The organism is Roseinatronobacter sp. S2 (assembly GCF_029581395.1).
Lineage (GTDB): Bacteria > Pseudomonadota > Alphaproteobacteria > Rhodobacterales > Rhodobacteraceae > Roseinatronobacter.
Window position 1 is genome coordinate 2,429,742 of sequence record NZ_CP121113.1, and the last position, 15,517, is coordinate 2,445,258.

Below are 15,517 nucleotides of genomic sequence, written 5' to 3' on the forward strand. Positions count from 1 at the left end.
GTCCCGGATCATGTCCGGGGCCACGTGCCAGAACTGGAGCAGATGCGTGTCCGACATGCTTACAAAACCCATCACCGATGCGAAAATCCCTGTCGGGCGCAGCATCGCCGCAGCCTTCGACTGGCTACAGGATACGTTCATCACGGCCTTTGACGGGGTAGAAGCCGCCCTGCGCAGCATTATCGGCCTGTTGGGAACGATGCTGCAAACCCCGCATCCCTTCGCCATCATCGCGGGGTTCTGCGCCGTGACTTGGGTTTTACAACGCCGTCTGGTGCCCGTGCTGATTGTGGCTGCATGCCTGTTATTTGCGCTGAATCAGGGCTATTGGGTGCTGACCATGCAGACCCTGACGCTGGTGCTGGCATCATGCATCGTGTGCATGGGCGTTGGCGTGCCTTTGGGCATATATTCCGCCCATCACCCGCGGTTTTACCGCGCACTGACACCGGTTCTGGACCTGATGCAGACATTGCCGGTCTTTGTGTATCTGATACCTGTTCTGGTGCTGTTCGGGCTGGGCATGGTGCCGGGGCTGGTGGCCACGGTCATATTCGCCATGCCTGCGGCCATCAGGCTGACGGAACTTGGCATCCGTTCCACCCCCACCGCCCTTAGTGAAGCCGCCACCGCGTTTGGTGCAACCACGGGCCAGCGCATCCGCAAGGTGGAACTGCCCTATGCCTTTCCGCAGATCATGGCGGGGCTGAACCAGACCATCATGCTGTCGCTGTCCATGGTTGTGATTGCAGGACTGGTGGGCGCACCCGGTCTGGGCGTGCCGATTGTGCGCGCGTTGAACACCGTCAATGCGTCCCTGGGGTTCGAGGCGGGCGCGGTCATCGTCACAGTCGCGATCATGCTGGACCGTATGCTGCGCGTAGAGGTGAAGCCATGACCGACCCCGCCATTCGCTTTCGCAACGTCTCCATCGTGTTCGGCAAGAACCCCTATAAGGCAATTCCGCTGATGGAAACCGGCCAAAGCCGCGATGACATCAAGCGCGCCAGCGGACAGGTGTTAGGCGTGCATGATTGCACGCTGGATGTCGGACATGGTGAAATTGTCGTCCTGATGGGCCTGTCAGGGTCTGGCAAATCGACATTGCTGCGCGCCGTGAACGGGTTGAACCCCATTGTGCAGGGGGATGTGCTGGTTCATGACGGGGACACGCTGGTCAGTGTGCCCAAGGCCAACCGCGCCAGCCTGCGCCGGTTGCGCACGCGCACTGTTGCAATGGTGTTTCAGCAATTCGGCCTGCTGCCATGGCGCAGCGTGCGCGAAAATGTGGGCTTCGGGCTGGAACTGGCAGGCGTGCCACGGCGCGAGCGGCGCGACAGGGTTGCAGGGCAGCTGGAACTTGTGGGCCTGTCGCAATGGGCGGACCAGCCTGTCAGCGCCCTGTCGGGCGGCATGCAGCAACGCGTGGGTCTGGCGCGGGCCTTTGCCACAGATGCGCCGATCTTGCTGATGGACGAACCGTTTTCCGCGCTGGACCCGTTGATTCGTGCAAAACTGCAAGATGAACTTCTGGAATTGCAGCAGCGCCTGAAACGCACCATCGTGTTTGTCAGCCATGATCTGGACGAGGCTTTCAAGCTGGGCAACCGCATTGCCATTCTCGAAGGCGGGCGCATCATTCAATGTGGCACGCCTGCGCAGATCTATTCCCGCCCTGTCAACCAGTATGTCGCCGATTTCGTGGCCAACATGAACCCGCTGCAAGTGCTGTGCGCGCGTGATGCACTGGCGCGCGCAAATACGCCTGCCGCCATCAAGACCATTGATGCCGACATGCCCATCCGGCAGGTCATGGATTTGATGGACACGCGCACCACCTGCCTTGCGGTGGCAGATGAAGGGCGCACACTCGGGTATGTGACCCCGCAATCCGTTCTGGCCGCCCTGACCTCGAAACGCGGCGTGGTGAACTGACGCGGTGCGCGGCGGTGATGGTCTTTTGCAAACACGGGTAAAGCCCGAAGGCGCGGAATCAAGGGCGCAGCCCGCCGCGCCATAGGTCTGGCCGTCCCGCGGCCTGCCGATTTGGCTAACGTCAGTCCTAGCATTTGAAGTCGGAGTATGCAGCTTGCATAAAGTGAACTTCACTGGCGTAGGATCGGCAGCCCCCGGCCCACCGATAGCGCGGGCTATGTCCCCGTGTGAAGGGCAGCTTCAGCCCGCAAACACCCGCGAATTGCACACGATCACTCTATCCTGCCTGCCCGATGCGGAACACACATCCGTCACTGGGCAGTTCCGGCAAACTTGCGCATAGGCCACGCGCCACCAGCCACGATGCCAACACCTTGGGCACATAGTCGCGGGTTTCGGCGAAAGGCGGCACGCCGTCATTGCGCCGCACCGCGCCTTCGCCTGCATTATAGCCCGCCAGCGCCAACACGATATCATTGTCGAAATGGCCCAGCAGCCAGTTCAGATAGGCCACGCCCCCGCGAATATTCTGGCCGGTGTCAAACGCATCCGCCACCGAAAACCGCGCCGCAGTTGCAGGGATCAGTTGCATAAGCCCTTGGGCACCGGCATGGCTGACCGCATCGGCGCGGCCTGCCGATTCCACCGCGATAACCGCCAGCACCAACGCGGGTGACACATTCGTGCCGACAGTCGCGCGCAAAATATCCGGCCCGTGGGCCTGCGCCAGTTCTTGCAGGAACTGCAAACGCGGCACCGGCACATCGCGCCCTTGCGGCGGGGCATTCAGCGCCGACATTGCCGACATGAACCGCCCCGAACTGTCCCCCAGCGCGGGCGAGACACTGTCCCAGAACCACGCCAGACTGGACGCGGGCGCCGCCGCCGGCCCCTGCCCGTCGCGGCCTGAACGCGCGATGGTCTGGGGGCTGGGCCGTGCGGCCATGAACCTTGCCTGTTCTTCAGGGTCAATCTGCACCGTGATGCGCGGGCCGGCATTTGCACCGGGGACCACGCGCCGGAACGTAAAATCCGCCCCCTCGGCGACAGCAAGGTCGGGCATGACCGCCAGTGCCGCACCCAGAATCAACGGCACAGCCCAAAGCGGATATTGGCGCGAAGGCACAATTTTTTGCATCTGATTAATTGCTCTTTCAGCTTTTTGCAGAAGTATGACCTGAAATCGAAATTCAATCCAGCCTATTCAACATGACAAATAACCCTTACAAAACAGTCACATAAACTAGAAAATGCGCTGCATTCAAATTGTGTAATTCAGCGATTCTCCTGTTGAATTCCAATAAATTAAAAAAACGTAAAAAAGCAGACGCGCGAAAATCGTACCTTTTTTGCCCAAATCAGAACACGATTCACTGGCTTATTCGGTCTCAGCCAAGCGGTGAACATAACATGGTCTGAGTAACCGGTTAGGCAGAGTAGTAAACGTTCAAATCAGGAGAATACATTATGAAACTGTTCGCAAACATCAAGAACTTCGCCGCTGATGAATCTGGTGCTGTTACCGTGGATTGGGTCGTTCTGACCGCCGCGATCGTGGGCTTGGGCATTGCCGTTATCGCATCGGTTTCCGGCGGCGTAAACAATTTGGCTGAGCGCATTTCGACCGCCGTTTCCACGACCGAAATCGGCGTTGACCCCGCTGACGTTCCGGAGCGTTGATCCTTCAGAATTAGTTAAACACACTGTTTGCCCCACACTTTCCTAGATGTGCGGCTTATCAGACAACATCAAGCGGCAGGGGCACTCGCACCCTGCCGCTTTTGCGATTCAGCATCACAGCCGACACCGCCTGCATGTGATGCACTTGTCCCAAAACTTGCCACACTCAGGCCCATAAGGCGCCGCAGTTATCAGGTAACTTCAAGGGAACGATGGTTCGGCCCAGGCTGGGCCAAAATAGTGTAACTCGTAAGGAAACACGCAATGCGCCTTTTATTCGCAGCAATTCTTCTGTCAGGGCTTGGGCTTGCAGGCTTTGCCGTTTACCAGACCCAGCAATATGTCGGCCAGATGGAACGCGAACTGGTCGCGGCCCGTTCCGCGCAACCCACGGTCAACAGTATCGAAACCGTCGATGTCTACCTAACCAGCCGCAACCTGCGCTACGGTGAACGCATGACCCCGGCTGATCTGATCACCGCCCCCTTCCCCGCGAATTCGGTTCCGGTGGGCAGTTTCACCGATATTGACGAAATTTTCCCCAATGACATTCCGCACCGCACCGTCCTGCGCGCCATGGACACCCGCGAACCGCTGCTGACCAGCAAACTGACCGAACCGGGCAAGGAAGCTGGCATCACATCGCACCTGACGCCTGGCAAACGCGCATTTACGATTGACGTGAACCAGACCAGCGGGGTCGCAGGGTTCTTGCGGCCGGGGGACCATGTCGATGTGTTCTGGACGGGCCGGTCCCGCGAATCCGGCGATATGACCAGCCTGATTGAACCGCGCATGCGTATCATCGCCGTGGACCAAAGCGCCGATATGGAGCGCCGCTCGGAAGCCACACTTGCACGCAACGTCACGGTCGAGGCGCTGCCGGAACAGGCCGCAGCACTGGCGCAGGCACAAAGTTCAGGCCGGTTGTCGCTGGCGTTGGTGGGTATCAATGACGATTCCATCTCCGGCGCGATTGAGATGACACAAGATCGCCTGCTGGGGGTCGTGCGCGAAGAACGGGTCGTGGTCGAGGCCGAACGCACCTGCCATGTGCGCACACGCCGCGGCAACCAGCTTGTCCTGATTGAGACGCCCTGCACAAACTGACATTTTTTCAACTTCTGGCCGGATCAAAGGCGCGCGATCATCCATCGCGCGCCTTTTTTCCGTTCAAAACCTGCGCCGCGTGGAAAACATGCCCATCCGTCCGCTACCATATGCAGTAAGCATTCCTCCAATTGCCGCCAGATCAGGTCGGTGCACGGGCCAACGTTGCAAAATTCACATCAAGAATGGCGGCGAAGCACTGAAAACTTGCAAAAAAATCCGATTTGGGCCATCCTTTGGCAAAATGGGGAAAACCCCGCAATGAAACAGGCAGTTGTTCGAGGCAGGTTCAAATGAATTTCAAGACATTGGCGGCGGCGCTGCTTGCAGGAAGCGCGATTGCGCTTGTGGCCCCGTCCAGCGCATATTCCGATACATTACGCGTTCTGAACGGCGCAGCGTCCACCACGCTTAGCGTTCCGATGAACAGGGCTGTGGTTGTGGAAACGGACACCCCCTTTGCGGAACTGTCCATCGCCAATCCCGGCATTGCCGATATTTCCACGCTGTCCGACCGTTCGATCTATGTGCTGGGCAAGGCCCCCGGTCGCACCACGCTGACAATCCTTGGCGCAGATGGCAGCCTGTTTTCAAATGTCGATGTGCAGGTGACCCCCGACATTGCCGAATTCCGCGAAAGATTGCGCCAGATCCTGCCCAATGAACGTATTGAAGTGCGCACCGCCAATGACGGAATTGTGCTGTCAGGGGTTGTGTCCACCGCCGCGCGTCTGGATGCAGCGATGGAACTGGCACAACGCTACGCCCCCGAGCGCATCTCGAACCTGATGAGTGTGGGGGGCACGCAGCAGGTCATGCTGAAGGTGCGCTTCTCCGAGATGAACCGTCAGGTGCGCAAACAGCTTGGGATGAGCTTTCAGTTGAATTCCAGCATCAGCTCTGGCCCGAATGTGCGGCTGGGCACAGGCGCACTGGACGGGGCCGCTGGCGGTGGCTTGCTGCCCGGTTCGTCATCGGGGCGCGAAGGCGCGCTTGGTTTCACTGTGGGCGGCGGCAGCCTGACTGCGCAGGTTCTTCTGGAAGCGCTGGAATCGCAAGGCATGGCCCGCACACTGGCCGAACCGAACCTGACCGCGCTTTCCGGACAAGAAGCCTCGTTTCTGGCGGGCGGCGAGGTTCCGGTTCCCGTGGCAAGCGGCGATGGCAATATTTCCGTGCAATACCGCCCCTTCGGCGTAGAGCTTTCGTTCACCCCGCGCGTGCTGGATGACAATGTCATCAACCTGACGCTAAATGCATCGGTCAGTTCCATCGATCAGGCCTTAAGCGGTGACGGCATTGGCGCAGGCGGCATTCCCGCACGGGCCTTCCGCACACGCGCCACCCAAACGACGGTTGAATTGCGCGATGGTGAAAGTTTCGCAATCGCGGGGCTGCTGGAAGATGACTTCCGCGCCAATTCCGCGTCCGTGCCGTGGTTGTCGGAAATCCCCGTTCTGGGGGCCTTGTTCCGCAGTTCGGGATATGAACGCCGCCAGACGGAGCTGGTGATCATCATCACCGCGCATCTGGTCACGCCCACCCGCGGCGAGGCCCTGATGCTGCCCACAGACCGTGTGCGCCCCCCGTCCGAGCGTGATCTGTTCCTGAGCGGTCGTCTGACATCGCGCAACAGCGGTGCCGAAGGTGAAGTGGCGCGGCAGGATTTCGGCGGGTCTTACGGATATGTATTTGATTAAGGCAGGCCAGCAGTCATAGCCGGTCAACAGCAAACGGGTAGATTCGATGAACAGACGTTTTTTCATGCTTGGTGCCGCAGGGGCGGGTCTTGCCGCCTGTGGTGGCCCCAACGCCCGTGAAGCGGGACTGGCACTTGATGAAGGCGGCTTCGGCAACCCGACGATGCACAACACACTGGTTCAGACAGGCCGCATCAATATTGCAGAAATCATGACCCGCCGCTTCGAGGCTGAAGTGCCCGCGATGGTGAATTTCGCCTTCGACAGTGCAACGCTTGACGCCGAAGCGCAAAGAATCCTGCGCCATCAGGCACATTGGATGAAACATTTTCCCGAACTTCGTTTCCGTATCTTTGGCCATACCGATGCCGTGGGCAGTGCAGCGTATAACCAGCGCCTTGGTCAGCGCCGCGCCGATGCCGCGCGCGCATATCTGATGCGGCAAGGTGTCCCGCGCGACAGTATCATTGCAACGGTTTCGCGCGGCGAATCCCAGCCCTTGATCGTCACCCAGGGGCGTGAACGCGCCAACCGGCGGACAGTTACGGAAATTGCCGGTGCCATCCGCCGCCATCCAACCGTGATGAATGGCGAATATGCCCGCATCCTGCACCGCGAATATGTGAGCAGTGCAGCCCCAAGGCCGACACTTTCCGAAAATACATTGTGATGCCTGCCTTAATCTGATGGCAAGAATTACCCGCAACAAGATGCGTGCGGGTACGCCATTGACCAGATGTCAGAATGGCGTCTCAGGCGCTCTGGTATAGGGAAACCAGATAAACTTCTCCCCTTTTTCTTCTTCCAAAGAAGCATGCGCCGGGGGGACAGGCCTGCTGCCCTGCCCTGTTCCAAGGCAATATTGTCGAACAATTGCATTTCTTTGGCCCAATTCTTGCCAGATTCATGGACAATCTTGAACGCGTGTCGAGGGCTGGTTGCAACACTGCCCACCCCTCTACCGATGCCCGCGTGGCATGTTCGTTTGTATGAGGTTGGTTAAATGACGGGTGGCGTAAACGAAGAACCAAGGATCCGGGCCTGCACGGTGTGTCGGGACGTGCGTAACTTCGACCTGCTGATCGAAGATATGGAAGCTGTATTTTCCGACGCGTGGGGCGAACTGACCTTCATCGAAACCGTATCATTTCTGGATGATCCCGATGCTTCAGACCTTGAGTTGCTGGCCATTGCGCTGGATGACGAGGATGCAGCGCAGACAAATCTTGTAAAGCTTATCATCGAACGTGCGGCGGCAAAATCCATTCGGATCCTGTTGATCGCAGAATCACTGTCGCCCATCTTGCTGCATCAGATGCTGCGGGCGGGGGCGGATGATTTTGTGCCATACCCCTTGCCTGAAAACGCCCTGAAAGACGCGATAGAGCGGCTGCACAAATCCGCCCAGACCACGGCCAGCGCGCAGATAGCGCCCACGCCAAGCGGACGCAACGGAACGGTTCTGGCTGTTCAGTCACTGGCGGGCGGTGCGGGTGCTACGACCTTTGCGGTCAATCTGGCATGGGAAATGATGCAGGCGCAGGGCAAATCCGGTCCTTCGGTCTGTATCCTGGATCTGGACTTTCAGTCCGGCACGGTGTCGACATATCTGGACCTGCCACGGACAGAAAAAGTCTATGAAATGCTGTCGCAGACCAGCACACTGGACCGCGACGCCTTTTTCTCGGCTTTGCAGCGCTTTCAGGAAAAACTGCATGTGCTGACCGCGCCATCCGATATGTTGCCGCTTGACCTGCTGTCCCCCGACGAGATCGAGCGCGTGATCGGCATCGCAAGTGACAGTTTTGATGTTGTCATCATCGATATGCCCAGAACAATTGTCCATTGGACCGAAACCGTCCTGAGTGCTGCTGAACAGTATTTTGCGATTATGGAACTGGATATGCGCAGCGCGCAAAACACCCTGCGCCTGATCCGCGCGCTGAAAGCGGACGGCCTGTCGATGGACAAGTTCCATTTTGTGCTGAACCGCGCGCCGCGTTTCACCGATCTTGGCGGCAGGTCACGCGCCAAACGCATGGCCGAAAGCCTTGGCATTTCCTTTGCGACGTTAATTCCAGATGGTGGCGCGCAGGTGCGTGACGCCAATGATCACGGCCTGCCACTGGGGGAATTCGCCGCGAAGAACCCCGCAGGCAAAGAAATCCGCAAGCTTGCAATCGCGCTGTCCCAAGCCAGGGGCGCTGCGAAAATCGCGGCAGAGTAACAAGGTTCGTATCAATGTTCGCACGTTATCGCAAAGACACCAGCATCAAGCCAGTTCCGGCTGCGCCGGTGCAGGACGCCCCGAAACCGAAAGCTGCCCCATCCGCAAGCAGCGCAGCGGCACAACCCGCCCCTGCCACACGTCAGGAGGCCCGCAAAACAGCGCGCGCAGTTGTCCCCGACAAGATTGCGCAGCGAAAATTGCGCATCAACGCCTTGAAAAGCGATCTGCATAAACGCTTGCTGGAAGACCTGAATCTTGCCGCGCTGGAAAAAGCCAGCGAAGCCGAAGTGCGCGCAGAAATCAGCGCAATCGTTGCAGAGGCACTTTCCGAATTCGATGTGGTGCTGAACCATGACGAGCGGATGATGCTGAACCATGATCTGTATTTCGAGGTCATGGGCCTTGGTCCGCTGGAACCCCTGCTTGGCGACGACACGATAAATGACATTCTGGTCAATGGTCCAAAGCAGATATTTGTCGAACGCGCGGGCAAACTTGAACTCAGCGATGTGACCTTCCGCGATGACCGCCACCTTATGCGGATTATCGACAAGATCGTGTCAGCGGTCGGTCGCCGCGTGGACGAATCCAACCCCTATGTCGATGCCCGTCTGGCAGATGGTTCGCGCTTCAACGCCATGGTCTCGCCGGTGGCAGTGGATGGCGCGCTGGTGTCGATACGGAAATTCAAGAAAGAGAAACTGGGCATTCAGGATCTGGTGGATTTCGGGGCATTTTCGCCGGAAATGGCGCTGTATCTTGAAGCCGCCGTGGCCACGCGACTGAACATCATTGTTTCGGGCGGAACGGGGTCGGGCAAAACCACGACCTTGAATGCGCTGTCCGGCTTCATCGGCAATGAAGAACGCGTACTGACGATCGAAGATACCGCAGAATTGCAGCTGCAACAGATTCATGTGGGCCGCATGGAAAGCCGCCCCGCCAACATGGAAGGCAAAGGTGCCGTCACCCAGCGCGACTGTCTGCGCAACGCCCTGCGTATGCGCCCGGACCGCATTATCGTGGGCGAGACGCGCGGCGAGGAAGTGATCGACATGTTGCAGGCCATGAATACAGGTCATGACGGGTCAATGACCACAATTCACGCCAACAATGCCCGCGACGGGATCAGCCGTCTGGAAAACATGGTTGCGATGGCGGGGCTGGAAATGCCGCTGCGCGCCGTGCGCAGCCAGATCGGGTCGGCTGTGAACCTTATTGTGCAGGTGTCGCGCCTACAGGACGGGTCGCGCCGGATGATGTCCATCACTGAAATTACCGGCATGGAAGGTGAAATCATAACCATGCAGGAAATTTTCCGGTTCGAACGCACGGGGCTGGAACCCGGCGGCAAGATTGTCGGCCATTTCACGGCAACGGGCCTTCGGTCCAGCTTTGCTGAACGTTTTGCCCGCTGGGGCTATGAACTTCCCGCAACGCTTTATGAACCCACAGGGCCGAGGTAACGCATGTCAATGTCATTTGGCTCTCTCATCTATCTGGCGATATTCGGCGCGGTTGTTCTGGTCGTGCAGGGGATCTATCTGCTGGCATTCGGCAAAAGCATTGAACATTCCAATAAAATGAACCGGCGCCTTGACCTGATGGATCAAGGCCAGACCAAAAAAGACGTGATGGAACACCTGCGCAAGGAACGCGGGGCGCATGGGCGCGGGGTGTCCGCGCTGCCGCTATACGGGCTGCTGGAGTCCCATGCACGCAAGGCCAATGTCGCCTTTTCCCCTGCGAACCTGATCATGTTGATGGCCGGTTTGTCGGCATTCAGCTTTGTGTTGCTGACGCTAGGCACATCCACGGCCATGGGCCTGCGCCTTGCACTGGCGGGGGCATTCGGTTTCGGCGGGGTATACTTCTGGCTGGCAAGCAAGGCGAAAAAGCGCGTCGCGGCCATCGAAGAACAACTGCCCGAAGCCATTGAACTGATTGTGCGCAGCCTGCGCGTGGGGCACCCGTTCGTTGCAGCGCTGACCATCGCTTCGGAAGAAGTGGCAGACCCGCTGGGCACCGAACTGGGGTTGATCGCGGATGAGGTCGCCTATGGCCGTGACGCGGGCGAGGCGATCGCGGAATTCGGCGAACGCGTCGACATGCAGGATTTGCGGTTTCTGGCCGTATCGGTGTCGATCCAGCAAAAATCCGGCGGCAATCTTGCTGAAATTCTGGAAGGGTTGTCCAAGGTGATCCGCGCCCGCTTCAAGCTGTTCCGCCGCGTCAAGGCCATCACAGCAGAAGCAAAATGGTCCGGTATGTTCCTGTCGGCGTTTCCGATTGGTGCCATGGTCATGATTCAGGCAATCAAACCGGACTACTATGACAGCGTCAAGGAAACGCCCATGTATATTCCGCTGGCCATTGTCGTATGCGTGTTTCTGGTCGTGAACATTTTATACATGCGCAAGATGACAGATATCAAAGTGTAATTCTGCCCCTGAAGAACAGGTTAATTTAGCAAGGACGGGCGTAAAATGTTGGACATGTTTCAGGGTGCATTTGGTATGATCCTGCTGGCGGGGATTGGCGGCGTGGTTTTGGTTGGCATCGCCGGACTGGCCTTTGTTGCCAATGCGCGCCCAGACCCGATGGCGAAATTCAGCGAAACTGCGTCACGGACACGCGCCAGCACGGGCAATGCCCAGACGCTGCGCCGCGCCAGCACCGGGCTGGATATGGCGGCTTTGCGCAAATACGCCAAGTTTCTTGAACCCACTGACGAAAAGGAACTGTCAGAGGCGCGCAAGAAAATGGTTCTCGCCGGTTACCATGGCAAAAACGCCGTGCGCGACATGCATGCGGTCCAGTTTCTGCTGGCGATTGGCGGGATTACCTTATCTTTGCTGCTGGTGTTCGTTATCCTGCCCGGCAAGCTGGACGGGATAGCGGTGCTTGCGGCCGTCATGGTTTTCCCCATGCTGATCGGCTATTTCTTCCCGCGCCGCTGGGTCGAGCAACGCGCCGCCGCCCGTCAGGAAGAAGTCATGGCAGGCTTCCCCGATGCCCTGGACATGATGCTGATCTGCGTCGAGGCCGGCCAGTCGCTTGACCAGTCCATCCAGCGCGTGGCGCAGGAAATCCGCCCGGCATATCCCGCGCTTGGCGAAGAACTGACAACCGTGGGCGATCAGGTGCGCGCGGGACGCGAACGCGGCGAAGTCTTGCGCGAGATGGCGAAACGTGTCGACCTGCCCGACATCACGTCTTTTGTGACCGTCATGGTGCAGGCGGCAACCTATGGCACCTCGATCACGCAGGCGTTGCGTGTCTTTGCTGCCGAAATGCGCGATAAACGCATCATGCGCGCGGAAGAAAAGGCCAACCTCTTGCCGACCAAGATGACATTGGGCACTATGATGTTCACGGTGCCGCCACTGCTGATCATTTTGATCGGTCCTTCTGTCGTTGGTGTGATGACAGAACTGAACCCGGCGGCCATCATGGGGAATTGATGCCGCAATTTGTTCCAGTTGTTTTCGCGTGTGTCGCTGTTGTGCTGGCGGCCTGCACCCCTGCCCCGCAAGGTGACCAGATCGATCTTGGCATGGGACCGGACCAGATGGGCCAGCAAGCCACCCGTGGCGATGTCGCGGAGGCGGTGGATGGGCTGATCGTGGGTCACAGGCTTATGGCAGCGGGGGAATTCGATCTTGCATTGCGGGCCTATTACCGCGCCATGTCCGAACAGGGCACATCGGTGGATGCGCTTTCGGCCATCGGGTCTGCGAACCTGCGGCTGGGCCGTGTCCAGCAGGCCGAGCAGGTTTTGCGCCGTGCATTGGAACTGGACCAGCGATTTGTGCCTGCACATAACAATCTGGGCGTTGCGATGGCCGAACAGAACCGCTGGGGCGAGGCGCAATTGCATTTTCGCAACGCTTTCGCCTTTGACAGTGGGCACTCACGCGAAATACGCGATAACTTGCGTTTAGCCATCGAAAAGACTGCCGAAACAGGCTATGATGACGCTGAGGCACATCAGCTTTCGCTGATGCGGCGGGGAAGTGGCAGGTATCTGCTGCTGTCTGCGCCACTATAAGAGCAGTGAGGACGCAAAAATGCGCCACCCCGGATTGATTGCGCTGCTGTTGGGCAGTGCATTTTTCGTATCTGCATGCGAGGGCAGCAAGCAGGATTCCGTGTCCCGTGCCATCGACAGCGTTATTGATGTCGATAATCAGAACATGGCTGATCTGATGCTGTCTGCGGGCAATCCTGAAGAAGCCGTCTCATATTTTCAGGCGCAGGTGGAACGCGACCCCAGCCATCTGGGCAACCAGCGCGGACTTTCGCGCTCGCTTGTGCGCGCCGGGCGCGTATCCGACGCCGTGCCGGTCTGGAAAACGGTGGCAGACCATCCCGATGCCACCCATGACGACCGCGTCATGCTGGCCGATGCGCTGGTCCGCGCCAATCGCTGGGACGAGGCCGAGCGGACATTGAACGCCATCCCGCCCACGCATGAAAGCTTTGATCGCTACCGTCTGGAAGCCATCATCGCCGACAGCAAACAGCAATGGCAAAAGGCCGATCATTTCTATGAAACCGCAGCGGGGCTGACCACACGTCCCGCAGGTGTGCTGAACAACTGGGGGTATTCCAAACTGACACGCGGCGCCCCGCGCGATGCCGAAGCCCTGTTTGCGCAGGCCCTGCAACATGACCCCGACATGTTCACAGCCAAGAACAACATGGCGCTGGCGCGGGCTGCACAAGGCAATTACAGTCTGCCCATGGTGCGCATGACCCAGCAGGAACGCGCGATGATGCTGCACACAATGGCCATTGCCGCAATCCGCAAGGGCGACACCAATGTCGGTCGCACCATGCTGAGCGAAGCCATCGAAACCCATCCGCAGCATTTCGACGAGGCCGTGCGCGCGCTTCGCGCCCTTGAAGGCGGAGGGCGCGGCTGATGATGCTCAGCAGCACGGCAGCGCTGTGGTTCCTGCCCTTCATCGCGCCCATCAGCCTGTGGGTGGCGTGGAGCGATATGAAATGGATGAAAATCCACAACAAGGCCGTGTTGACCCTTATTGGCATTTATCTGGTTGTCGGGTTGATCGCGCTGCCCTTGCAGACATGGGCATGGGGCTGGGCCAATTTCGGCGCGGTTCTGGGCGTGGGCTTTGTGCTGACATCTGTGGGACTTCTGGGCGCGGGGGACGCGAAATTTGCCGCCGCCATGGCCCCGTTCATCGCGCTTGGGGACCTTAGCCTGTTTTTGCCCCTGCTGGGTGTGGTCATCCTTGTCAGCTTTTCCGCGCACCGCATCTTGCGGCGCACACCGGTTGCCTTGCGCATGCTGCCGGATTGGGAAAGCTGGCACAGGCGCGAATTCCCGCTGGGGCTGGCGCTTGGGCCTGCATTGTTGTTCTACATCGCCCTTGCGGCCTTTCTTGGCAACGGCACGGCCATTTAACCTAATCTCAGGGGTCCGCCCCATATCATCTGCCCCAAAAAGTCAGAGCATTCGCCATGAACAGCCCCACAGCACATATCCAGCCACCCGCGCCATTGCGGACGCTTGCCGCGACCGGACTAAGCACAGTGCTGATGCGCGACATATTGATCAAGACCGTCTACCGCATGTCGCTGTCACGGATCACGGATATTGCGCGTCATATTTGCATGCCGATTCCGCAAACGATTGAACTGGTTGATCTGGTGCGGGGCGAACGCCTGCTTGAAGCGCGCAGCACAAAAGCCGGGGATGACGGAAATGAGGCCGCATTCGAGCTGACAGAGGCAGGCAAGGCGCGCGCCATGTATGCCCTGTCGCAATCCGAATATTACGGGCCAATGCCGGTGCCGCTGGACAGCTACCGCGAACAATTACAGCGCCAGTCTATTCGCAACATCAAGATCACACGGCGCGAATTGAAGATCGCGATGGGCGATCTGATCCTGCCGCCCACCCTGATGGATGATCTTGGCCCTGCTGTCAGTTCGGGGCGTTCGATCCTGATGTATGGACCACCGGGAAACGGCAAATCGTCCATCTCGAACGGTATTCGCGCGGCGATGGGGGATTGTATTTATGTTCCCCGCGCCATTGAAACCGCAGGTCAGGTGATCAGCGTTTATGACCCGATCGTGCATAAGCTGGTCAAGACATCCGACGACAACCCGTCGCTGCTGCGCCAAAGCGGGAACCGCTTTGACAACCGTTATGTCTATTGCGAACGCCCGACCGTAATTACCGGCGGGGAACTGACGTTGTCGATGCTGGATCTGAACTATAACCCCACATCGCGCACCTATCAGGCCCCGCTGCAATTCAAGGCGATGGGCGGCGTGTTCATTATCGACGATCTGGGCCGGCAGGAAGAACCGCCGCAGGCGATTATCAACCGCTGGATCGTGCCTATGGAAATGAACTATGACATTCTGGCGCTTGCGTCGGGGGAAAAGTTCATTGTGCCCTTCGACACGCTGGTGATCTTTTCAACCAACTTCCACCCGAATGAAATATTCGATCAGGCGGCCCTGCGGCGCATTTTCTACAAGGTCAAGATTGATGGTCCCAGTCAGGCCGATTTCCTGAAAATCTTTGCGATGGTCGCCAAAAAACGCAAGATACCACTGGATGAAGACGCCATCATCTACATGATCCAGAAGAAATACCCGACCATAGACAATGTATATGCCAATTATCAGCCGGTCTTTCTGATCGACCAGATGATAAATATCTGCGATTTCGAAGGCAAACCGCGCCACATGTCGCCGGAACTGATTGACCGGGCGTGGAAAAACATGTTCGTCCAGATGGAAAATATTGCGCGTTAAAGCATGTCAGGGGAACCGCAAGGTCTGGCTGTTTCCAGCCTGAAGGGACCTTCCCAAAGCG

The 15,517-nt window shown here is 58.4% G+C and carries 15 protein-coding genes; 14 read left to right on the plus strand and 1 reads right to left on the minus strand.

Annotated features, from left to right (window positions below; genetic code table 11):
* The first annotated feature begins 55 nt into the window (after positions 1-55).
* Both choW and choV read left to right on the plus strand, forming a co-directional pair.
* Positions 56-898 carry a choline ABC transporter permease subunit gene (choW, locus tag P8S53_RS11615; protein WP_277806707.1) on the plus strand — a complete coding sequence of 281 codons (843 nt, stop codon included), beginning with the start codon at positions 56-58 and terminating at the stop codon, positions 896-898.
* Positions 895-1,935 (plus strand): choline ABC transporter ATP-binding protein, encoded by a 1,041-nt coding sequence (gene choV, locus P8S53_RS11620; protein ID WP_277804129.1) that lies wholly within the window; start codon positions 895-897, stop codon positions 1,933-1,935. The genes choW and choV overlap by 4 nt, the downstream gene beginning before the upstream one ends.
* 277 nt (positions 1,936-2,212) lie before the next feature.
* Here choV and P8S53_RS11625 read toward each other — a convergent pair whose 3' ends face one another.
* Positions 2,213-3,073, minus strand: coding sequence for a lytic transglycosylase domain-containing protein (locus P8S53_RS11625; protein ID WP_277804130.1), 861 nt, complete (start codon positions 3,071-3,073; stop codon positions 2,213-2,215).
* Between the two features lie 329 nt (positions 3,074-3,402).
* Here P8S53_RS11625 and P8S53_RS11630 point away from each other — a divergent pair, with 329 nt between their 5' ends.
* The 12 genes from P8S53_RS11630 to P8S53_RS11685 all read left to right on the plus strand — a co-directional run bounded on the left by P8S53_RS11630 (position 3,403) and on the right by P8S53_RS11685 (position 15,456).
* Positions 3,403-3,615 (plus strand): Flp family type IVb pilin, encoded by a 213-nt coding sequence (locus tag P8S53_RS11630; RefSeq protein ID WP_277804131.1) that lies wholly within the window; start codon positions 3,403-3,405, stop codon positions 3,613-3,615.
* A gap of 264 nt (positions 3,616-3,879) precedes the next feature.
* Entirely contained in the window at positions 3,880-4,725 is an 846-nt protein-coding gene (gene cpaB / locus P8S53_RS11635; protein ID WP_277804132.1) for a Flp pilus assembly protein CpaB, read from the plus strand.
* Between the two features lie 293 nt (positions 4,726-5,018).
* Positions 5,019-6,425 (plus strand): type II and III secretion system protein family protein, encoded by a 1,407-nt coding sequence (locus P8S53_RS11640; protein ID WP_277804133.1) that lies wholly within the window; start codon positions 5,019-5,021, stop codon positions 6,423-6,425.
* 46 nt (positions 6,426-6,471) lie between these two features.
* Positions 6,472-7,095 (plus strand): OmpA family protein, encoded by a 624-nt coding sequence (locus P8S53_RS11645; RefSeq protein WP_277804134.1) that lies wholly within the window; start codon positions 6,472-6,474, stop codon positions 7,093-7,095.
* A gap of 390 nt (positions 7,096-7,485) precedes the next feature.
* Positions 7,486-8,652, plus strand: coding sequence for an AAA family ATPase (locus tag P8S53_RS11650; RefSeq protein ID WP_277804135.1), 1,167 nt, complete (start codon positions 7,486-7,488; stop codon positions 8,650-8,652).
* A gap of 14 nt (positions 8,653-8,666) precedes the next feature.
* Positions 8,667-10,121, plus strand: a complete 1,455-nt coding sequence (locus P8S53_RS11655) for a CpaF family protein (protein WP_277804136.1) — start codon at positions 8,667-8,669, stop codon at positions 10,119-10,121.
* A 3-nt stretch (positions 10,122-10,124) separates the two neighbouring features.
* Complete coding sequence (locus P8S53_RS11660; RefSeq protein ID WP_277804137.1) at positions 10,125-11,096, plus strand: type II secretion system F family protein; 972 nt, start codon at positions 10,125-10,127, stop codon at positions 11,094-11,096.
* 45 nt (positions 11,097-11,141) lie between these two features.
* Positions 11,142-12,119 carry a type II secretion system F family protein gene (locus P8S53_RS11665; RefSeq protein WP_277804138.1) on the plus strand — a complete coding sequence of 326 codons (978 nt, stop codon included), beginning with the start codon at positions 11,142-11,144 and terminating at the stop codon, positions 12,117-12,119.
* Positions 12,119-12,706 carry a tetratricopeptide repeat protein gene (locus tag P8S53_RS11670; RefSeq protein ID WP_277804139.1) on the plus strand — a complete coding sequence of 196 codons (588 nt, stop codon included), beginning with the start codon at positions 12,119-12,121 and terminating at the stop codon, positions 12,704-12,706. Before P8S53_RS11665 ends, P8S53_RS11670 begins: the two co-directional genes overlap by 1 nt.
* A 19-nt stretch (positions 12,707-12,725) precedes the next feature.
* Complete coding sequence (locus P8S53_RS11675) at positions 12,726-13,583, plus strand: lipopolysaccharide assembly protein LapB (protein ID WP_277804140.1); 858 nt, start codon at positions 12,726-12,728, stop codon at positions 13,581-13,583.
* Positions 13,583-14,089 carry a prepilin peptidase gene (locus P8S53_RS11680; RefSeq protein ID WP_277804141.1) on the plus strand — a complete coding sequence of 169 codons (507 nt, stop codon included), beginning with the start codon at positions 13,583-13,585 and terminating at the stop codon, positions 14,087-14,089. The genes P8S53_RS11675 and P8S53_RS11680 overlap by 1 nt, the downstream gene beginning before the upstream one ends.
* Before the next feature lie 56 nt (positions 14,090-14,145).
* Entirely contained in the window at positions 14,146-15,456 is a 1,311-nt protein-coding gene (locus tag P8S53_RS11685; RefSeq protein ID WP_277804142.1) for a hypothetical protein, read from the plus strand.
* Positions 15,457-15,517 lie beyond the last annotated feature (61 nt).